General features: G+C 65.9%; 21 protein-coding genes. 9 read left to right on the forward strand and 12 right to left on the reverse strand.

Annotation, left to right across the window (positions count from 1 at the left end):
• Positions 1–3: 3 nt before the first annotated feature.
• From HMP09_RS14325 to HMP09_RS14335, 3 genes are all read left to right on the forward strand, one after another.
• Positions 4–183, forward strand: a complete 180-nt coding sequence (locus tag HMP09_RS14325; RefSeq protein WP_107964462.1) for a hypothetical protein — start codon at positions 4–6, stop codon at positions 181–183.
• Positions 184–648, forward strand: coding sequence for a transcriptional regulator NrdR (gene nrdR / locus HMP09_RS14330; protein ID WP_056412833.1), 465 nt, complete (start codon positions 184–186; stop codon positions 646–648).
• Positions 649–808: 160 nt separating this feature from the next.
• Entirely contained in the window at positions 809–1,894 is a 1,086-nt protein-coding gene (locus HMP09_RS14335) for a TrmH family RNA methyltransferase (RefSeq protein ID WP_176500924.1), read from the forward strand.
• Positions 1,895–2,010: 116 nt separating this feature from the next.
• On the opposite strand, the gene HMP09_RS14340 is transcribed toward HMP09_RS14335, so the two are convergent.
• On the reverse strand, positions 2,011–2,310 hold the full coding sequence (locus HMP09_RS14340; RefSeq protein WP_176500925.1) for a chorismate mutase: 300 nt from the start codon (positions 2,308–2,310) through the stop codon (positions 2,011–2,013).
• A 193-nt stretch (positions 2,311–2,503) separates the two neighbouring features.
• On the opposite strand from HMP09_RS14340, the gene rpsD reads away from it, so the two are divergent.
• Entirely contained in the window at positions 2,504–3,118 is a 615-nt protein-coding gene (gene rpsD / locus HMP09_RS14345; RefSeq protein ID WP_056053294.1) for a 30S ribosomal protein S4, read from the forward strand.
• A 91-nt stretch (positions 3,119–3,209) separates the two neighbouring features.
• Here the strand turns inward: rpsD and HMP09_RS14350 are convergent, their stop codons facing one another.
• Positions 3,210–5,183, reverse strand: coding sequence for an alpha/beta hydrolase family protein (locus HMP09_RS14350; RefSeq protein ID WP_232090333.1), 1,974 nt, complete (start codon positions 5,181–5,183; stop codon positions 3,210–3,212).
• A 163-nt stretch (positions 5,184–5,346) separates the two neighbouring features.
• On the opposite strand from HMP09_RS14350, the gene HMP09_RS14355 reads away from it, so the two are divergent.
• Together HMP09_RS14355 and HMP09_RS14360 are read left to right on the forward strand one after the other, a co-directional pair.
• Entirely contained in the window at positions 5,347–6,984 is a 1,638-nt protein-coding gene (locus HMP09_RS14355) for a M28 family peptidase (protein ID WP_176500926.1), read from the forward strand.
• A 1-nt stretch (position 6,985) separates the two neighbouring features.
• Positions 6,986–7,960, forward strand: coding sequence for an agmatine deiminase family protein (locus HMP09_RS14360; protein WP_176500927.1), 975 nt, complete (start codon positions 6,986–6,988; stop codon positions 7,958–7,960).
• Between the two features lie 335 nt (positions 7,961–8,295).
• Here HMP09_RS14360 and HMP09_RS14365 read toward each other — a convergent pair whose 3' ends face one another.
• The 8 genes from HMP09_RS14365 to HMP09_RS14400 all read right to left on the reverse strand — a co-directional run bounded on the left by HMP09_RS14365 (position 8,296) and on the right by HMP09_RS14400 (position 14,508).
• The gene (locus HMP09_RS14365; protein WP_176500928.1) at positions 8,296–9,165 is read right to left on the reverse strand and encodes a class I SAM-dependent methyltransferase; all 870 of its coding nucleotides are present in this window, start codon (positions 9,163–9,165) and stop codon (positions 8,296–8,298) included.
• Complete coding sequence (gene thrC / locus HMP09_RS14370) at positions 9,162–10,562, reverse strand: threonine synthase (protein ID WP_176500929.1); 1,401 nt, start codon at positions 10,560–10,562, stop codon at positions 9,162–9,164. Before thrC ends, HMP09_RS14365 begins: the two co-directional genes overlap by 4 nt.
• Before the next feature lie 130 nt (positions 10,563–10,692).
• On the reverse strand, positions 10,693–11,238 hold the full coding sequence (locus HMP09_RS14375; protein ID WP_176501792.1) for an SURF1 family cytochrome oxidase biogenesis protein: 546 nt from the start codon (positions 11,236–11,238) through the stop codon (positions 10,693–10,695).
• Between the two features lie 62 nt (positions 11,239–11,300).
• On the reverse strand, positions 11,301–11,684 hold the full coding sequence (locus tag HMP09_RS14380) for a DUF983 domain-containing protein (protein WP_176500930.1): 384 nt from the start codon (positions 11,682–11,684) through the stop codon (positions 11,301–11,303).
• Between the two features lie 274 nt (positions 11,685–11,958).
• Entirely contained in the window at positions 11,959–12,885 is a 927-nt protein-coding gene (locus tag HMP09_RS14385) for a cytochrome c oxidase subunit 3 (RefSeq protein ID WP_176500931.1), read from the reverse strand.
• Positions 12,886–12,914: 29 nt separating this feature from the next.
• Positions 12,915–13,466: a cytochrome c oxidase assembly protein gene (locus tag HMP09_RS14390; RefSeq protein ID WP_176500932.1), complete on the reverse strand. Its 552-nt coding sequence runs from the start codon at positions 13,464–13,466 to the stop codon at positions 12,915–12,917.
• The gene (locus HMP09_RS14395; protein ID WP_176500933.1) at positions 13,466–13,612 is read right to left on the reverse strand and encodes a hypothetical protein; all 147 of its coding nucleotides are present in this window, start codon (positions 13,610–13,612) and stop codon (positions 13,466–13,468) included. Before HMP09_RS14395 ends, HMP09_RS14390 begins: the two co-directional genes overlap by 1 nt.
• Positions 13,609–14,508: a heme o synthase gene (locus HMP09_RS14400; RefSeq protein ID WP_176500934.1), complete on the reverse strand. Its 900-nt coding sequence runs from the start codon at positions 14,506–14,508 to the stop codon at positions 13,609–13,611. Before HMP09_RS14400 ends, HMP09_RS14395 begins: the two co-directional genes overlap by 4 nt.
• Before the next feature lie 280 nt (positions 14,509–14,788).
• On the opposite strand from HMP09_RS14400, the gene HMP09_RS14405 reads away from it, so the two are divergent.
• Positions 14,789–15,025 carry a hypothetical protein gene (locus tag HMP09_RS14405; RefSeq protein ID WP_176500935.1) on the forward strand — a complete coding sequence of 79 codons (237 nt, stop codon included), beginning with the start codon at positions 14,789–14,791 and terminating at the stop codon, positions 15,023–15,025.
• Positions 15,026–15,048: 23 nt separating this feature from the next.
• Here HMP09_RS14405 and ctaD read toward each other — a convergent pair whose 3' ends face one another.
• The gene (gene ctaD / locus HMP09_RS14410) at positions 15,049–16,710 is read right to left on the reverse strand and encodes a cytochrome c oxidase subunit I (RefSeq protein ID WP_176500936.1); all 1,662 of its coding nucleotides are present in this window, start codon (positions 16,708–16,710) and stop codon (positions 15,049–15,051) included.
• A 1-nt stretch (position 16,711) separates the two neighbouring features.
• Positions 16,712–17,848 carry a cytochrome c oxidase subunit II gene (gene coxB / locus HMP09_RS14415; RefSeq protein ID WP_232090334.1) on the reverse strand — a complete coding sequence of 379 codons (1,137 nt, stop codon included), beginning with the start codon at positions 17,846–17,848 and terminating at the stop codon, positions 16,712–16,714.
• 349 nt (positions 17,849–18,197) lie between these two features.
• Between coxB and pyrE the strand changes: the two genes are divergently transcribed.
• The gene (gene pyrE, locus HMP09_RS14420; RefSeq protein ID WP_176500937.1) at positions 18,198–18,782 is read left to right on the forward strand and encodes an orotate phosphoribosyltransferase; all 585 of its coding nucleotides are present in this window, start codon (positions 18,198–18,200) and stop codon (positions 18,780–18,782) included.
• A complete protein-coding gene (locus HMP09_RS14425; RefSeq protein WP_176500938.1) occupies positions 18,779–19,519 on the forward strand; it encodes a pyridoxine 5'-phosphate synthase in 741 nt (246 codons plus the stop codon). Before pyrE ends, HMP09_RS14425 begins: the two co-directional genes overlap by 4 nt.
• Positions 19,520–19,616: the final 97 nt, after the last annotated feature.

Genomic DNA, 19,616 nt, shown 5'->3' on the forward strand with positions numbered 1-19,616 from the left:
GACATGTCGAAGATCGATGACCTCCAAAACGACATCAAGGCGACGCCGGGCCTCGGCAAGAGCATGGCCAAGTGGAGCGCGCTCGGCGCGGTCGTGGCGATCCCGGTGCCGGTGATCGGCCCGATCTTCGGCGCACTCGCGGGCGCGGGTTACGCGTACTACAAGGGCAAGAAGAAGGTCTGAATGCGCTGCCCCTTCTGCGGACATGAAGACAGCCAGGTAAAGGACAGTCGCCCCACCGAAGACGGGGCGGCGATCCGGCGTCGGCGCCAGTGCGAGGGCTGCGCCGCGCGGTTCACGACGTTCGAACGCATCCAGCTGCGCGAGCTGTTCGTGTTGAAGAGCGAGGGGCGCAGGGAGCCGTTCGATCGGGAGAAGCTGCTGCGGTCCTTGTCGATCGCGACGCGGAAACGGGCGATCGAGGCGGGGCGGATCGACAAGCTCGTGAGCGGGATCCAGCGGCGGTTGGAGACGCTGGGCGAGAACGACGTGACGTCGAAGCGGATCGGCGAGATGGTGATGGACGGGCTCAAGGGGCTCGATTCGGTCGCGTATATCCGGTTTGCGAGTGTGTACCGGGACTTCAGCGAGGCGAAGGACTTCGAGGCGTTTGCCGGGAGTGTGGAGGAGGTCGGGCGGGCGGAGTGATCCGGGCTTGTCCTTCGATATGCGCTCTCGACTTCGCTCGATCGCTTCTCGGGACGAACGGCTGCATTGGTCCAGTATCGCTCGCGACCTGCCCCTTTCCGTTCGTCCCGAGTAGACGTCGAGCTTGTCGAGACGGCGTATCGAGGGATAAGCCCCACCGATGACATTCTGGGCCTATGTGGTGCGCTGCGCCGACGACAGTTATTACACCGGACATACCGACGATCTGGAGCGCCGGATCGGTCAGCATAACCTTGGCGAGATTGCAGGGTACACGCAGACGCGTCGCCCGGTGACGCTGATGTGGAGCCAGGACTTCTCCTCGCGGCAGGAAGCGCTGGCGGCCGAGTTTCAGGTCAAGGACTGGTCGCGGAAGAAGAAGGAGACGCTGTTCCGCGACGACTGGGCGGCGGTGTCGGCGGCGGCGCGGAAGCCGGAGCGCTCCGAACCTGTCCCTCGATACGAGGTCTCGACAAGCTCGACCTCTACTCGGGACGAACGGGGTGGGCTGGACGCTGCCCCACCCCCGGTGATCGTCCTCGTCCGCCCCCAGCTCGGCGAGAACATCGGCAAGGCCGCGCGCGCAATGCTGAACTTCGGGCTCACCGAAATGCGGCTAGTCTCCCCGCGCGACGGCTGGCCCAACCCGTCCGCCGGCCCCGCCGCCAGTGGCGCAGACATCGTCCTCCAGAACGCGCAGGTGTATGACAGCGTCGCCGCCGCGACCGCGGACTGCGCGCAGGTGTTCGCGACCACGGTGCGCAAGCGCGGTGTCACCAAGCCGGTCGTGACCCCCGAACAGGCCGCGACCGAAATTCACGCCGCGCCCGGCCGCTCGGCTATCCTGTTCGGGCCCGAGCGATCGGGGCTCGAGACCGACGACGTCGCAGTCGCGCGGACGATCATCACCGTGCCAATCAATCCTGAGTTCGGGTCCTTGAACCTTGCCCAGGCGGTGATTCTCGTCGCCTATGAATGGTCCAAGGGGCTGACCGCGGAGCGTGAGCTCAGCCAGCCGTCGATCAACCCGATCATGCCGCCCGCGCCGCAGGAAGAGCTCGACGGGATGATCGGGCAGCTCGATACGATGCTGATGGCGTCCGGGTTCTTCCATCTACCCGACAAGATGCAGTCGACGCGGCGGACGTTGCGTACGCTGCTGACCAAGCCCGGCTGGTCGAGCCAGGAGGTCCGGACGATGCGCGGCGTGCTGTCGTCGCTGGCGGGGAAGAAGCCGCGGGTTTGAGCTATGGCATCCTGGGCTCGACCCAGGATCCAGAGCCGCAGAGCGCGGCGTTTGTGGGTCTGGATCCTGGATCAAGTCCAGGATGACGGAGTGTGGGGAGGGAGCGGCGGCCCGCCTCAGCGCCGGTCGAACGCCGCCAGTTCATACGCGATCGACGCCTCGACCAGCCCCTCCCAAAGATCCGCGATCGCCGCGTCCGGCAACCTCAGCCGTGCGGCTTCGGCGCGCGCATTGTCGATCACCTGCGTCTTGCGCGCTTCGTCGCGGACATGGCCGCGTTCGGGCTTGATGCGTGCGGCGGCGTCCATATAGGCGAAGCGGCGCGCCAGCAGTGCGACGAGCTCGCGGTCGAGCGCGTCGACGCCGGCGCGGACCTCGGTCATGGTGGTGCAGTCGGGTCCGGATAGGATGGTCATGCCGCCTCTTGCCCAGCGACCCGCACGCTGTCCAGCTTGACTCTGGTGCGCCCCCCGTCTAGGCGCCCGCCTTCGCAATGGCCCTGCACCCCGGTGAAGCGGTGGCCCTGCCTTGTCCGGACCCTTGGGTCTTAATGACGACCAGCAGAGCGATACCGGGACCAACGTTGTTTGCATTTGCAAAGGTTATATTATGTCGAAGCGTCAAAGCGCGAAGTACAAGCTCGATCGCCGTATGGGCGAGAACATCTGGGGTCGCCCCAAGTCGCCGGTCAACAAGCGCGAATACGGCCCGGGCCAGCACGGCCAGCGCCGCAAGGGCAAGGTCAGCGATTTCGGTATCCAGCTGCGCGCCAAGCAGAAGCTCAAGGGCTATTATGGCGACGTGACCGAGAAGCAGTTCCGCGCCTGCTACCATGAGGCCGCACGGCTGAAGGGCGATACGTCGCAGAACCTGATCGGCCTGCTCGAGCAGCGCCTCGACATGATCGTCTACCGCGCCAAGTTCGCGCCGACGATCTTCGCGGCCCGCCAGATCGTTTCGCACGGCCACATCCGCGTCAACGGCGTGAAGTGCAACATCGCCTCGCGTCGCTGCTTCGTCGGCGACGAGATCACGCTGGGTTCGAAGGCGCAGGAAATGGCGCTGGTGATGGAAGCACAGAGCCTCGCCGAGCGCGAGATCCCTGATTACGTCGCCACCGACGGCGCGGCGAAGGTCACCTTTACGCGCGTCCCGACGCTCGACGAAGTGCCTTACCCGGTGAAGATGGAACCGAACCTCGTCGTCGAATTTTACTCGCGTTAAGCCGAGTACGTTCGACGTCCGACGACGTGGCTTCGCCACGGCGTGGTTCGAAAACAGAAAAGGGCGGTCCCGATGGGGCCGCCCTTTTTCGTTACATCTTCATCGCCGTCCGCAGGAACGTATCGGCGCGGTCGAGCAGGTCGGTGCGCGCGGCATCGTCCTCCAGCTGGTGGTCCAGCCCCTTATACTCGACGAACTGAACCGATTTGCCTGCCCCCTTCAGGCGTGACGCCATCAACCGGCTTTCGGCAATCGACACGTTCTGGTCGCGATCCCCGTGGAACAGCAGCACGGGCGCCACGAAGCGATCGGCGTGCCGGGCTGGTGAGCCTTCCTCGGCGGTGACCCGCGTCCCGAACGTCTCGTCCAGCGATTGTGGCGTCGAATCGCCTTTCCACTCCTGGCGCAACAGGTCGAAATCGGTCACGGGTGCGACTGCGACGATCGCCTTGAACAAGGTCGGATCGACAGTTCCAGACTGGAGTGCCGCATAGCCACCATAGGACCAGCCGACGATCGCCAGCTTGGCGGGATCGGCGATCCCCTGCTTGACGAGCCACCGCCCGCCATCGTCGATGTCGCCGACCGCGGTCTTCCACGATCGGAACCCGTTCTGCTGGAACCAGCTGTCGCCATAGCCGGTCGAGCCGCGATAATTGGGCTGGAGCACGGCATAGCCGCGATGGGCGAAGAACTGCGACAGCCAGTCGAAATTCCATTCGTCGCGCGCCCAGGGGCCACCATGTGGCAGGACGATGGTCGGAAGGTTCTTGCCGTCGCTACCCGGCGGTAGGGTCAGATATCCCGGCACCATTGTCCCGTCGCCGGCGGGGAAGCTGACCGGCTTGACCTGCGCCAGCTTGACGTTGGTGAGCTGCGGGCGGATCGGAAGAATCTCGGCAAGCTTCTTGGTCGTCTTGTCGAACAGGTAGAAGCGGCCCGGATCAGTATCGGCATTCGCGAACATGACCAGCTTCTGCTCGTCCGCGCTCGCATCGACGAAGCTCGTCAGCGGCGCGCCCGGCAGTGCCTTCGACAGCGAGGCGGCGAACTGTTTGAGGGGCGGATCGAACATCGCGGTCGCGCGCTTGTCGGTGACCCAGCTGGCGCCGACGACGCGGTCCTGGCGGCCGATCTGGACCAGCTCGTCGACGTCCGCGTCGGGGCGGGAAAAGACGAGTTTCTTGGTCATGCTGCCGTCGAGCGCGATGCTGTACACCCCGGTGCGTCCGCCTGTCGCGTCGAGGCCGTAGACGACGTCCAGATCGGGATCGACGGCCTGGGGTACGAACCCGCTCGAGCGGCCGCCGGATGTCGTGACCGTCGACAGCGGCAGCCATTCGCGGTTAGCCTTGCGGCGATAAAGAAAGTCGTAGCGGCCCGCATTCTGCCCCAGCGTCGTCGTTGGGCGGCGCACCATGATGCGGACTACCCCGCGTCCGTCGGTGACATAGCCTGCGACGCCACCGCGCGGCGCTTCCACCATCGCGCGCGACAGGGTAGTTGTATCGACGCGCTCGACCATCAGACCCTCGCGGGTTTGGCCAGTGATGCGTCCGGTCGTGACCTCGGGAACGGCCAAGCGCTGCATCAGCACGGTGCCGTCGCCCTTCTCGCCCAGCCAGTCGATCACGCCACCGCCGCCGAGCGCGATGCCGAGCGAATATTCGTTGCCGCGCGCGCTCAGCAGCTTCTGATCGCTGCCGTCTGCATTGATCGAGAAGAGGCGGGTATAGCCGTAATAGGACGTGCCGATCATATCGATAACGTACAGCCCGCAAACCAATCGCGTATTGGTCGACCAGCGACAATAGCGCAGCCGCTCCGGGTTACCGCTCGTCGTCAGGATCGGCTTCATGCCCTTGCCATCGTCGAGACGGACGATTGACAGCACGGCGCCGCGGCCCGCGGTTGGCTGGATCACCGCCAGTGCCTTGCCGTCCGGTGAAATCGTGACGCCCGTCACATTGTCCCGCGCACCGAATTGCCGCGCCGCATCGCTTGGTGCGGCGCTTGCGGGCACAATAGCCAGGCTTGTCGCCGCCGCCAGCATCAACGCCGGCATCGCCCATGATCCTATCGTCACGAAACCCCCTGATTCCCCATATCCGGTCGATAGTATCCGACCCGCGCGCGCTGGCAATCGGTCTATATCGGAAATGGATCGTGTTCGTGGACAAGCGCTAAACCGGGTGCGAAAAGAGCGGCGCCAACCGATTGGAGCATAGATGCGTCCCCTGATACTTGCTGCCTTGCTGTTGCCTTTCCCGCTTGCCGCCCAGGGCGGGCCTGAGCCCGCCATCTCCGTCGAGACGTTGAAGACCGTCACGCAGGTGCTCTCGTCCGACGCGTATGAAGGCCGCGCGCCGACCACGCCTGCGGAGGCGAAGACCGTCGCCTATATCGTCGAGCGGATGAAGGCGGCGGGGCTGAAGCCGGGTAACAAGGGCACGTGGACGCAGGACGTGCCGATGGTGGAGATCACGGCGGGCAACGTCGCACCGTTCAGCTTCACCGGTGGCACGGCGCCCGTCAGCCTCGCCTATCGCACCGACATGGTCGCGGGCACGTACCGCGTAGCGCCTAAGTCCGCGGTGGCGAACAGCGACGTGGTGTTCGTCGGCTACGGCATCACCGCGCCCGAAAAGGGCTGGGACGATTATGCCGGCGTCGACGTGAAGGGGAAGACCATGGTCATCCTGATCAACGACGCAGACTGGCAGACGATGTCGCGTGAGGGCCCGTTCGAAGGGCGCGCGATGACGTGGTATGGGCGATGGCCGTACAAGTTCGAGAACGCCGCCAAGCACGGCGCGGCGGCGGCGATCATTGTCCATGATACCGAGCCCGCCGCCTATCCGTGGGCGGTGGTGCAGTCGTCCTGGACCGGGCCGCAGCTCGAGCTCGACGAAAAGGGCGATCACCTTGACCAGTCGCAGATCGTCGGCTGGATGCAGAAGTCGGCCGCCGAGCGCGTGTTCGCGAGCGCGGGCAAGGATTATGCGACTCTGGCGGCGGCGGCGAAGGTGAAGGGGTTCAAGGCGGTGCCGCTCGGGCTGAAGCTGTCGGGCGGGTTCACCAACACGATCCGGCGGCAGGCGTCGAAGAACGTCATCGGTGTGTTGCCGGGCAAGACGGCGCCCAACGACTACGTGCTGTATTCGGCGCATTGGGATCATCTCGGGCGCTGCGACGCGGTCGATGGCGACGACATCTGCAACGGTGCTGCGGACAATGCGACCGGTGTCGCCGGGCTGATCGCGCTCGCGGAGGCACAGGCCAAGGCGGGCCCGGCCAAGCGCTCGATCGCGTTCCTGGCGGTGACGGCGGAGGAATCGGGGCTGCTCGGATCGCGCTATTACGCCGAGCACCCGATCTATCCGCTCGCGCATACGGTTGGCGGCGTAAACATGGACGTTCTGAACGTCGACGGGCGCGCGAAGGATTTCGTGCTGACCGGTGCGGGTAAGTCGGAGATCGAGGACCTCGTGAAGCCGTTCGTCGCCGCCGAGGGACGCGTGATCGGGGTCGAGGCGAACCCGGAACGCGGCGGCTATTACCGGTCGGATCACTTCAGCTTCGCCAAGCTGGGCGTGCCGATGCTCGATGGCGGCAGCGGCGAGGATCTGGTCGTCGGCGGGACGGCGGCGGGGCATGCCGCGCGCGAGGACTATGTCGCGCACCGCTACCACAAGCCCGCGGACGAATACGACGCGAAGTGGGACTGGTCGGGTGCGGTCGAGGATCTCGGGATTTATTACGGTCTCGGGCGCAAGCTCGCGGACGATACCAGTCTGTGGCCGAACTGGTATAAGAGCGCCGAATTCCGCGGCATTCGTGACCGCGATCGCGCAGGAGCCAAGTAACGTGACTACACCCGCCGCCTCTACCCCCGCCGAATGGGCGCACCACAAGGCCGTGTGGATCGGCTTTCCGAGCCATGCGGACCTGTGGCTGGACGATCTTGAACCCGCGCGCGACGAGGTCGTCGCGTTCGCAAAGGCGGTCCATGCCGAGGGCAAGGGCGAGACGGTGATCCTGGTCGCGGCGGACGTCGGATCGGCGACCACCGCCAAGCGGCTCGCGCCGTTCGCGCAGGTGGTGGTCGAGCCGTTCGGCGACATCTGGCTGCGCGATACCGCCCCGATCATCGTCGGGGACGGCAGCGCGCGGGACTTTCGCTTCAACGGCTGGGGCGGGAAATACGACCTGCCTGGCGATGACACGATCGGGCAGCGACTGGCGGCGAGCCGGCACAAGCGCGTCGAGGCGTGCGACTGGGTGCTGGAGGGCGGCGCAATCGATGGCGACGGGACCGGGACGGTCGTCACCACCGCGCAATGCCTGCTCAACCGCAACCGCAATCCGTCGCTGAGCAAGGCGGAGATCGAGGCGCGGCTGGCGTCGGATCTCGGCTATACCCGCGTGGTGTGGCTGGGGGACGGGCTGGTCAACGATCATACCGACGGCCATGTCGACAACCTTGCGCGGTTCGTCGGCGAGGGACGTGTGGCGATCCCGCAGGCGGCGGATAACGACCCGAACTGGCAGGTGTATCAGAACGCGGCGCGCGATGCTGCGGCAGCCGGGCTGGAGGTCGTGACGATCCCGTCGCCGGGCCGCGTGCTGCGCGACGAGGAGGTCGTGCCGGCGAGCTATATGAACTTCTATATCGGCAATGCCGCGGTGGTGGTGCCGCTGTACGGCGCGGAGAACGACCAGGCGGCGGTTGTGGCGATCCAGGCGCTGTTCCCGGACCGCGAGGTCGTGGGGCAGCGCGCGGATCACATCCTGACCGGGGGGGGGAGCTTCCACTGCATCTCGCAGCAGATTCCGGGGTGAACACCCACCTCCGTTCGTCCTGAGTAGCCGTCGAGTAGCTCCGTAAGGAGCGTATCGAGACGGCGTATCGAAGGACAGGTTGGCGCGCGAAACCTGTACCTCGATACGAGCCCTCGATACGTCCCTTCGGGACTAATCGGTCTCTACTCGGCACGAACGGTAATGGGTGTCAGCGGCTTCAGCGGGCCCGAATAGGTAACGTAGCACCACCCCGGCGAAGGCCGGGGCCCAATTGGGTAACGTCGCTGAGGACGGACGGCGTCTCGTTACTTCCGCCTTTCCAATTGGGCCCCGGCCTTCGCCGGGGTGGTAGTGTGTGTGTGTGTGTGTCGGGGTCAGCGGCTCCAGCGGGCCCAGATTGCGGTGGGGAGCGTCAGGCCGCGGGCTTCCTCGCGGACGCCCAACTCACCCACTTCGACCTTGCCCGGCAGATCCGCGAAGACCTGGTTGAGCAGCTCGCCGATCGCCAGCGCCGACATCCGCACCGCGTAAACCGTCAGGAACAGGAACCGCGAATTCTCGTCGAGCAGCTTGCGGCAATCGGCTATGAGCTTCGGCAGATCTTCCTCGAGACGCCACACCTCGCCCTCCGGCCCGCGACCATATTTCGGCGGGTCGAGCAGGATCCCGTCATACCGCCGCCCCCGCCGAACCTCGCGTGCGACGAACTTCGCCGCGTCGTCGGTCATCCAGCGGATCGGTGCGTCGGCCATGCCCGAGAGCCTGGCGTTGGCCTTGGCCGCCTCGACCGACTTCTTGGACGCATCGACATGGACCATCCGCACACCCTTGGTCGCCATCGCGAGCGTGCCGACACCGGTATAGCCGAACAGGTTCATGCATTCAGGCGACTCGAGCCCGGCGACGCGCTCGCGCATCCAGCTCCACACCGGCGCCATGTCGGGGAAGAAGCCGAGGTGGCGGAACGGCGTGGTCTGCGCGGTGTAGGACACCTCGTTCCACTTCAGCGTCCAGCCTTCGCGGGGGACCGGCTCGGCGAATTCCCAGCGGCCGCCGCCATCCTCGTCGGAGCCGGGGACGAATTCGCCCTGCGCGGTCCAGTCGGCGGAGGCGGGGGCCCACATCGCCTGCGGTTCGGGGCGGATGAAGCGGAAGCGGCCATAGCGTTCGAGCTTCTTGCCGTGGCCTGAATCAATCAGGCCGTAATCGGCCCAGGGTTCGCCGATGAGGGTTTCGAGCTTCATGCCGATGGCCTCGCCCGCTCGGTGATGTAGGCGGTGATCGCGTCGAACGTCGCGGGGAGCGTCGCGTAGCGTTCCTCGCGGTCGAACAGGTCGCCGACCCGCGCGGGCAGCGAGGGACGCACGCCGGTGGCGCGTTCTACTGCGTCGCCGAACTTGGCGGGGTGCGCGGTAGCCAGCGTCACGATGGGAACGCCCGCCGGCACGTCGAGGCGCAACGCGGCGGCGAAGCCGATCGCGGTGTGCGGATCGATCACTTGGCCGGCATGCTCGTGCGCCCAGCGCATCGCGAGCGTCATGTCGTCGAGGTCGACGCGGTCGCTCTTGAAGAGGGCCGAGGCCCCTTGCGACTGCGCGTTGGTGAGACGCATCGCGCCCGAGGCTTCGAACCCGGCCATCTGCGCGGCCAGAGCGGCACCGTCACGGCCGCCGAGATCGAACAACAGGCGCTCGAAGTTGGAGCTCACCTGGATGTCCATTGACGGGGTTGGGGTCTGCTGGACGCCCCCCTTCGAATAATCGCCGGTGCTGAGCGCGCGGTGGAGGATGTCGTTGACGTTGGTCGCGACGACCAGCTTGGCGACGGGGAGACCCATCTTCGCCGCGACATAGCCGGCGAACACGTCGCCGAAATTGCCGGTCGGCACCGCGAAGGCGACCTCGCGATCGGGCGCGCCGAGGCGGACCGCGGCGTAGAAGAAATACACCACTTGCGCCATCAGCCGTGCCCAGTTGATGGAGTTGACCGCCGACAGCGCGAACTTGGTCGAGAAGGCGCGGTCGTTGAACATCGCCTTCACGAGCGCCTGCGCGTCGTCGAAGCTGCCTTCGATGGCGATGTTGTAGACATTGGGGCTGAGCACCGTGGTCATCTGGCGGCGCTGCACGTCGGAGATGCGGCCGACCGGGTGGAGCATGAAGATGTCGATGCCCTCGCGCCCCGCGACTGCGTCGATCGCCGCCGAGCCGGTATCGCCACTGGTCGCGCCGACGATCGTCAGGCGCTTGTCGGTGCCGGCGAGGAAGCGTTCGAAGAACAGCCCGAGCAACTGGAGCGCGACGTCCTTGAACGCGAGCGTCGGGCCGTGGAACAGTTCGAGCAGCCACTGGTCGTGATCGAGCTGGACCAGCGGCGCCACGGCGGCGTGCGAGAAGCGGCCATAGGCCTGGTCGCAGAGCGCCTTCAGTTCCTCGCGGGTCATCGCATCGCCGACGAACGGGGCCATTACCGCAACCGCGGTGTCGACATAGGAGAGACCGGCGAGCGCCGTGATTTCGTCGCGACTTAGCGTCGGCCATGCCTCGGGAAGATACAGCCCGCCGTCGGAGGCGAGGCCGGCGAGCGTTGCCGCTTCGAAATCGAGGACGGGGGCGGAACCGCGGGTGCTGATGTAACGCATGGTTTGTCGGTTAGCGGGCTGAGCGGAAGCGAACAAGCTACGCGGTTTCCGTTTTCCTGCGAACGCAGGACTCCAGGGTTTGGGAGCGATGCGTGCGGTACCCTGGGCTCCTGCGTTCGCAGGAGAACGGCTAGCGCGGGCGGCGGCGTAGCGCGAGGGTGTAGATGATCGCGGCGATGGCTGCGAAGAAGAACCATTGGCCCGCATAAGCCAGGTGGTTGTTCGGTACCGAGGCGATGTCGGGCTTGCCGTTGGGGTTCAGTCCCGCTTGCGGGGTGTCCGCGACGAGCATCAGGCGCTGTGGCGTATGATCGAACAGCGAGCCGATCAGCGAGCGGCGGTCGGGCGCGTGGCTGATGAAGCCCGAGACTTCGCCACCGGCCCAGACGACCTTGGTCATCGGATCACGCGTCGTGCCGAGCTGGACGACCATGCCGGGGCCGTCGGCGCCGGTCCGGCACTGGGCGATCGCGCGGAAGCCGGATTTGCCGGCGCCGGCGAGCGTGATGTCTGTCGGCTGGAGGCAGAGGCCCGAGGCGCGGCGGAACAGGAGCGTCTCGTCGGGAAGGCGCGGGAACGCCATGGGCGGCTTGGCGGGGTTGGCAGCGAGCTGGGCAAGGAACGCCTCCTTTTTCGGGAGGCGGTCGAGAAGTTGCCACAGGCCGAGGCCGATCATCGCCGCGATCGCGAGCGTGACGAGGATGGTCGGGATAACGGGGATGCGCTTAGCAGGACGAGTCACGGTTCGATTTTGCCCTCGCGCGCGGCGTTGCGATATTCGGCGGACATGAGCGCGCCCTTCGCGGCGCGCAGCGACAGGACGACGCCGCCGGCGGTGAACGGGATCCAGATCAGCATGTGCAGCCAGCGCGGCGGATGAACCTTGAGTTCCAGCGTGATCGCGAGCGCGACGACGAGTGCGCCCAGGATCAGCGTCAGGAACGCGGCGGGGCCGTCGCCGACGTTGAACTTGGTGAAGTCGAGGCCGCAGTTCGGGCAGCGGTCGGCGAAGTTGGACCATTTCGCGAAGAGGGTGGGCCTGCCGCAGCGCGGGCACAGGCCCTTGAGCGCGACCTGCGCGATCGAGGGGGCGGTGGCGAGGGGGTAGGGGTCTTCGGTCATGGCGTTATCGCCTCCTGACGGCTGTGCATCCCCGCGAAGGCGGGGATCCAGACTGGGCTCCCGCCTTTGCGGGAGAACAGGAGGCGGGTGCCACAATTGGCGTGCGTTAGTGCCTTACCAGCAAAGGCCACCACCCCGGCGGAGGCCGGGGCCCAGGTGGGAGACGTTGCTAAGGCAGGGCAGCGTGTCGTTACTACGACCTTGCCAACTGGGCCCCGGCCTCCGCCGGGGTGGCGCCTACCGGGGCGGTGACGCACTCCAAAACCGTCGACGATCAACCGCCGTGGACGGGGGCGCCCCAGCCGCCCCAGACATAGACGGTGACGAACAGGAACAGCCACACCACGTCGACGAAATGCCAGTACCAGGCCGCCGCCTCGAACCCGAAATGCTGGCGCGGGGTGAAATCGCCGCGATAGGCGCGGACGAGGCAGACGATCAGGAAGATCGTGCCGATCAGCACGTGGAAGCCGTGGAACCCGGTCGCCATGAAGAACGCCGCGCCGTAGTTGATCCCCTTGAACGGGAACGGTGCGTGGACGTATTCATAGGCCTGGATCGAACTGAACAGCGCGCCGAGGATCACGGTGAGCCACAGGCCCTTGAGCACGCCGTCGCGGTTGCCGACGCCGATCAGGCCCCACAGTCCGGTCTTCTCGCCGCCGCGCTGGTTGTGGATCAGCGCGTGGTGCGCCCAGGTCACGGTGGTGCCCGAGGTGAGCAGGATCAGCGTGTTGAGCAGCGGCAGTTCGAACGGGTTGATGACCGTCAGGCCCTTGGGCGGCCACTGCGCGATCATCGCCGCGCCGCCTTCGACCGCGCGTGTGACGCTGCCATCGGCATAGGTCATCGCGGTCGGGAACAGCGAGAAGTCGAAGAACGCCCAGAACCAGCCGACGAAGAACATTACCTCGGAGGCGATGAACAGGATCATGCCGTAGCGGAAATGCAGCTGGACGACGGGGGTGTGATCGCCCGCATGCGCTTCCTTGATGACCTGTGCCCACCAGCTGTAGAAGGTGAAAAGCAGGCCGGCGAGGCCGATGAAGAAGATCCAGCCGCCGCCATTGGGCTTGTCGATATGGCCGCCATGCATCCACATGATGCCACCGACCGCCATGATCAGCGCGGACATCGATCCGACCAACGGCCAGACGCTGGGTGGCAGGATGTGATACTCGTGGTTCTTCGCGCCGGCCATGGAACTCCCCTATTCTCTTTGCGCCCGTCCTAGCTTGCGTTTTTCGCGGAATCCACCGGGTAAAACGTGTAGCTGAGCGTGATCGTCTGGATATCGGCCGCGTCCGGATCGCTCAGGATCTTGGGATCGACGAAAAAGATCACCGGCATCCGCGCGGTTTCGCCGGGCTTGAGCGTCTGCTGCGTGAAGCAGAAACACTGGATCTTGGTGAAATACTTGCCCGCCTGCGCAGGCTGGACGTTGAACGTCGCGGTGCCGGTGAGCGGTTTGGTCGACGTGTTTGTCGCAGTGAAGAACGCCATGTCGCGCGCGCCGATCGCGATCGTGTCCGAGCGGTTTTCGGGGACGAACTTCCACGGCAGCTTGGGGCTGACATTGGTGTCGAAATCGACCCGGATCTGGTGATCGACCGCGCCGGGGGCGACCAGTCCGCGCTGCGTCGTGCCGTTAAGGCCGGTGACCGAACAGAACAGGCGGTAGAGCGGCACACTCGCCCAGGCGAGCCCGGTCATGAAACAGATGAAGAGCACGGCGAGCGCCGCGGTGCGATTGGTGCGCGACATCGCCTTCCAGCCGGCCATCAGTGCGGCATGCCCGCACGAATCTTGGCGATCGAGATCGCGAAGACGAGGATGACGAACGCGCCGAGGAGCAGCGCCATGACGCGCGCGCGCCCGCGCTGGCGGCTGCGGATCAGGTCGGCCTGGTTGGGCTCTGAGGGCGTCATGCGAACCACCGGTCGACGACCAGCGCGCCGAACATCACGAACAGATACAGGATCGAGTATTTGAACAAGGCCTTCTCCGGTTTCATCGCATCATCGGCATGCGTGGTGCGTTTGGCGACACGGACCGCGAGCAGCGCGAACCAGCCGGTGAGCAGAACCGCCGCCATGCCGTAGATCGCGCCGGTCAGCCCGAGCGGCCAGGGCAGGATCGCCACCGCCGCCATTGGGATGGTGTAGAGCCCGATCTGCGTCCGGGTGGTGCGCTCGCCGGATACGACGGGGAGCATCGGCACACCCGCGGCGGCATAATCGCTCTTCATGAACAGCGCGAGCGCCCAGAAATGCGGCGGCGTCCACAGGAACACGAACAAGAACAGCAGGACGGGGAGCAGCGCGATATTACCGGTCGCGGCTGCCCAGCCGATCAGCGGCGGGAACGCGCCGGCGGCGCCGCCGATGACGATGTTCTGCGGCGTGCGGCGCTTGAGCCAGACGGTGTAGACCAGCACGTAGAACAGGATCGAGACGGTCAGGATCGCGGCGGCGAACGCGTTGACCGCGAACCCCATGAACAGGACCGAGAATGCGCCGAGCCCGACGCCGAAATGGAGCGCCGCTTGACGTTCCATCCGGCCATCGGGAAGCGGGCGTTTCTGCGTGCGGCGCATGACCGCGTCGATGTCCGACTCGTACCATTGATTGAGCGCGCCCGCCGCGCCCGCGCCGAGCGCGATGCAGAGGATCGCGGTGAAGCCGATCACCGGATGTACGCCCACGGGGGCGGCCAGCATGCCGCACAGCCCGGTGAAGACGACGAGCGTCATCACGCGCGGCTTGGTCAGCGCCAGGAAGTCGCGCCAATGCGCCGGTGGCAGGAGGGGAGTGGCAGGTGTCATGGTTCGGGTATGCTATACGCGCTGCGGGGGCTTGAGGAAAGCGGTGTGGCTGCGCGCGCCGCGTGGTTGCGAAACCAGCGAGGATAGGGGTGGGTATGGGATCGCGATCTCCGTCGCTTTGTACACCCGTCACCCAGCTAAAGCCGGGTCTGCCTGCGTTGTGCGCGACCGACCTCTCACGGTGAGACCCGGCTTTCGCTGAAGTGATCGGCTTCGGCGGACTAGGCGCCCCGCCGATCCACCCGCGCCGTCGTCCTGACGAAAGTCAGGACCCAGGGGCATGGAGAACGATGCTGTCGAACCCTGGGTCCTGACTTTCTTCAGGATGACGGGCGTGGGCGGGGGAGCGTTCGCGGCATTGCGGTGGCGTGGTATCGGCCCAAAAAAAGCCCCGGGTTTCCCCGAGGCCTTCTCTTTCCTGGCTGGCCCCGACACGGGAGCAAGTCCCGTGTCGTCGGACGCGGCGTTGCCGCGCTGGCCGTTCGGATGGGTGCGGCTCAGCCGCACCGGCGCGTAGCTGTCGCTACGCCGCCTCGCATCCTAGTCGATCCGCGGCAGCGTCTCGAACTGGTGGTATGGCGGCGGTGAAGAGATCGTCCACTCCAGCGTCGTCGCACCGTCGCCCCAAGGATTGTCGCCCGCAGGCTTGCCCGCGATCATCGACCAGATCAGGTTGACGAAGAACACCACCATGCCCGCGGCCATGATCATGTAGCCGACCGAGGCGACCGTGTTCCAATGCTCATACTGCGGCGTATAGTCCGGGATGCGGCGCGGCATACCCTGGAGGCCGAGGAAATGCATCGGGAAGAACATGACGTTCACGCCGATGAAGAACACCCAGAAGTGCAGCTGGCCGAGGAACTCGTTGTACATCTTGCCCGACATCTTCGGGAACCAGTAATAGAAGCCCGCGAACAGCGAGAACACCGCACCCAGAGACAGAACGTAGTGGAAATGCGCCACCACGTAGTACGTGTCCTGCATGTAGTCGTCGATGCCGCCATTGGCGAGCACCACGCCGGTCACGCCGCCGACGGTGAACATGAAGATGAACCCGATCGACCACACCATCGGCGTCTTGAAGGTCAGCGAGCCGCCCCACATCGTCGCGATCCACGAGAAGATCTTGATGCCGGTCGGCACCGCGATGACCATCGTCGCCGCGGTGAAGTACATCTTGGTGTTCACGCTGAGACCGGTGGTGAACATGTGGTGCGCCCACACGACGAACCCGACCACGCCGATCGCGACCATCGCATAGGCCATGCCGAGATAGCCGAAGACGGGCTTGCGGCTGAACGTCGAGATGATCTGGCTGACGATGCCGAAGCCCGGCAGGATCATGATGTAGACTTCGGGATGGCCGAAGAACCAGAACAGATGCTGGTACAGGACGGGGTCGCCGCCGCCTGCCGGATCGAAGAAGGTCGTGCCGAAGTTGCGATCGGTGAGCAGCATCGTGATCGCGGCCGCAAGGACCGGGAGCGCCAGCAGCAGCAGGAACGCGGTGACCAGCATCGACCACACGAACAGCGGCATCTTGTGCAGCGTCATGCCCGGCGCGCGCATGTTGAAGATCGTCGTGATGAAGTTGATCGCGCCGAGGATCGACGACGCGCCGGCCAGATGCAGCGCGAGGATCGCCATGTCGGTCGACGGCCCGGGCTCGCCATAGGTCGAGAGCGGGGCGTAGAGCGTCCAGCCGTTACCCGCACCACCAAAGAACGGCGAGGCGAGGAGCAGCGTGAAGGCGGGGATCAGCAGCCAGAACGACACGTTGTTCATGCGCGGGAACGCCATGTCGGGCGCGCCGATCATGATCGGCACGAACCAGTTGCCGAAGCCACCGACCATCGCCGGCATGACCATGAAGAACACCATGATCAGGCCGTGCGCGGTAATGAGCACGTTCCAGAGATGGAGCGATTCGTCGAGGCTGGCAGGGCCGCCGTGGAGCATGCTCGCCCAGCCCTGGAGATACTGAATACCGGGATGCGCGAGCTCGGCGCGCATGAGGCCCGAGACCGAGCCGCCGATGATCCCCGCGACGATCGCGAAGATCAGGTACAGCGTGCCGATATCCTTGTGGTTGGTCGACATGAACCAACGCGCGAAGAACCCCGGCTTGTGATCGGTATCGTGATGGTCGTGCGCTTCGTGCGAAACGAACGCCGACGGATTGAGAGCGGTGTCGGTCATCTTACAGTCCCGCGTTGCCGGCGCCGGCCGGGTTTGATGTAGCGCCCTGCGTCGTGGCAGGAGCGGCAGTCGTCACGTTCTCGACCGGGCCGGTGGCGTTGGCGGTTTCCGCCGCCTCCTCGACCTTCGCCGCGGAGCCATCGGCGCCGGGCTGCGGGATCACCTTGTCGGAGGCCTTGCCGGGTGTCGGCATCGTGCCGCCCTTGGCCTTGACCCACGCGGCGTATTGCGCAGGCGGAACGGCCTCGACCGCGATCGGCATATAGCCGTGGCGCGCGCCGCACAGTTCCGAACACTGGCCGAAATACAGGCCGGGCTTGTCGATGGTAAAGCTCGTCTCGTTCAGGCGGCCGGGGATCGCGTCGAGCTTGATCCAGAATGCGGGGACCGCCCAGCTGTGGATCACGTCGTTCGACGTCGTGATCAGGCGGATCGGTACGCCGACGGGGAGGACGATGCGGTTGTCGGTGGCGAGCAGCTTGGGGCCGTCCGCGTCGGTACGGCCACGCTCGCCGGCGTCGACGTCAGCCTTTTCCTTCAGCATGTTGGCGGTGATCTCGAAGCCGCCATTGTCCGGATACTGGTAGGTCCAATACCATTGGTTGCCGATCGCCTTGAGCGTGACGGCACCCGACGGCGCCGGCTTGAACTGTGCCTGGAGCAACCCGATCGAGGGGACTGCGATCAGGACGAGGATCACGACCGGCGCGAGCGTCCAGAGGATCTCGATCGCGGTGTTGTGGCTGGTCTTCGACGCGACAGGATTGCGCGCGCGGCGATAGCGGAACGACACCCAGAACAGCAGCGCGAGCACGAACAGAGAGATGATCGTGATCGTCGGCACCAGGATCGAATTGTGCATCCAGTGCGCGAACTGGCCGTTCTTGGTGACCTGAGGCTGGAGGCCGAACAGGCCGTCGGTCGGCTGGCCGATCATCGGCTGGGCCGTCATCGCGGGGGCACCGTCCATCGCGAGTTCGGGGCTGGACGGGTTGGCGGTCGGCGTCGCGGCCGACGTGGTCGGCGCGGTGTTGGACACGCCGCCCGGCGCTGCAGCAGCCTGCGGTGCCGCTGCCGCCGGCTGAGCCGCCTGCCCGGCGACACCACCGAGACTCGCCAGTGCGAGCCCCGCTGCCATCGCAAATCCTCTCATCCCCATCTTGCGCATCGTTATTCTTGACCCCGGTTTATAGCGAACCCGATATCACGGACGCGCGGATGTCTGTTTATAATTTGTTCGGGGCTATACGCGGCGGGGGGGGATGCCTCAAGCCTTGTCTGGCGCTGGACCTTGAAGCGTCCGCACTAACCGCGCGTCATCCTGACGAAAGTCAGGATCCAGGGTAGCGAACGGCGACTTACATGGCTCTGGATCCTGACTTTCGTCAGGATGACTGAGGGAGATGTATTAAGGTGCCGGTAGTCGTTGCGCGGCCATTCCCGCGCTCGTATCAGCGCGGCATATCCTTTTGGAGCGATGACCCGCGATGACCGAAGACGACGTGCTCGCCGAATTCCGCGCTGCCGAAGCGTTGCTCGAAGGGCATTTCATCCTGTCCTCGGGCCTGCGGAGTTCGCGCTACCTGCAATGCGCGCGGGTCTTGATGGACCCCGCGCGGGGGGCTCGGTTGTCGGAGGCGCTGGTGGCGTCGCTCCCGGCTGAGTTGCGCAACCAGATCGACGTGGTGGTGTCGCCGGCGATGGGCGGCGTGATCGCGGGACACGAGATGGCGCGCGCGCTCGGCGTCGAGGCGATGTTCCTCGAGCGGCCCGACGGCGTGTTCGAACTGCGCCGCGGGTTCCGTCTGGCGCCGGGCCAGCGGGTCCTGATGATGGAGGACGTGGTCACCACCGGGCTGTCGTCGCGCGAGGCGATCGCGGCGATCGGACGCGCGGGGGGCGTGACGGTTGCGGCGGCGGCTTTGGTCGATCGCTCGAACGGGACGGCGGACCTGGGCGTGCCGTTCTTCCCGCTGATCCGGCTCGACGTTCCGACCTATGCGGCGGACGCGCTGCCGCCCGAACTCGCGGCGATCCCGGCGATCAAGCCTGGCAGCAGGGCGGCGGCATGAGCCCCCCCGGCAGCGAGCATCTGCGCCTCGGCGTCAACATCGATCACGTCGCGACCGTGCGCAATGCGCGCGGGGCGGGGTATCCGGATCCGGTTCGTGCCGCCCTGGTTGCGGCGGCGGCGGGGGCGGACGGCATCACCGCGCATCTGCGCGAGGATCGCCGGCACATTACCGACGACGACATCGCACGGCTGTCGGCCGAGCTGACGATCCCGCTCAACCTGGAGATGGCGGCGACCGACGAGATGCTCGGCATCGCGCTGCGTCACAAGCCGCACGCGGCATGCATCGTGCCGGAGAAGCGCGAGGAACTGACCACCGAGGGCGGGCTCGACGTCGCCGGGCATTACGACCGGATGGCGCGGCTGGTCGACACGCTGGGCGGGGCGGGGATCCACGTGTCGCTGTTCATCGAGCCCGACGCGCGCCAGATCGAGGCGGCGGTGCGGCTCAAGGTGCCGGTGATCGAATTGCACACGGGGCTGTATGCGGAACTGTCGGGCGAGGCGCAGACGGTCGAACTGCGGCGGCTGACCGATGCGGCGGCGCTCGCGGCGAAGAACGGCATCGAGGTGCATGCGGGTCACGGCCTGACCTACGACAACGTCGCGCCGATCGCGGCGATCCGTCAGGTTCGCGAGCTGAACATCGGGCATTTCCTGGTGGGCGAGGCGCTGTTCGTCGGGCTTGGCGAGGCGGTGCGGCTGATGCGCGAGGCGATGGATGCGGCGCGGTAAACAGCCCGTCCGTCATTCCAGCGAAAGCTGGGATATCAGGCCGCAGGGGGGCGCTCTATCACTGGGAGATCCCAGCTTTCGCTGGGATGACGGGTTT

This window comes from Sphingomonas sp. HMP9 (genome assembly GCF_013374115.1).
In the GTDB taxonomy this organism is placed as follows: Bacteria; Pseudomonadota; Alphaproteobacteria; order Sphingomonadales; family Sphingomonadaceae; genus Sphingomonas.